This window comes from Nocardioides oceani, from assembly GCF_030412965.1.
GTDB classification, from domain to species: domain Bacteria; phylum Actinomycetota; class Actinomycetes; order Propionibacteriales; family Nocardioidaceae; genus Nocardioides; species Nocardioides oceani.
In genome coordinates, this window is sequence record NZ_JAUHJQ010000074.1 from 1 (window position 1) to 351 (window position 351).

Annotated in this window: 1 pseudogene; it reads left to right on the forward strand. The window is 77.5% G+C overall.

Going from position 1 to position 351, the window contains the following annotated elements:
- Positions 1 to 81: 81 nt before the first annotated feature.
- Positions 82 to 351 (forward strand): annotated as a pseudogene (locus QWY28_RS23335) (uroporphyrinogen-III synthase); the annotation flags it as partial.

A 351-nucleotide genomic window follows, 5' to 3' on the forward strand; every position in this document is an offset into this window, starting at 1 on the left:
GCGCCCCGAGTGCCCGCAGTGACCTCCGGGAGGGCCCTGGCGCCAGGTGCCGGAGCGGACGCCGAGGAGAGGGCCGAGGAGATGGACGAGTCCGGGGGCGGCAGCCTCGACGGCTTCCGCATCGGCGTCACCGCCTCCCGCAAGGTCGAGGAGCAGGTCGCGCTCATCGAGCGGCGCGGCGCCGAGGTCGTGTGGGCGCCGGCGCTGTCGACCGACCCCACCCGTGTGGACGACGCGGCGCTCCGACGGGCGACCGAGGCCGTCGTCGCCCAGCCGCCCGACCTGTTCCTGGCCACCACCGGGGTCGGGATGCGCGCCTGGCTCGCCGCTGCCGAGGGCTGGGGGCTGCGC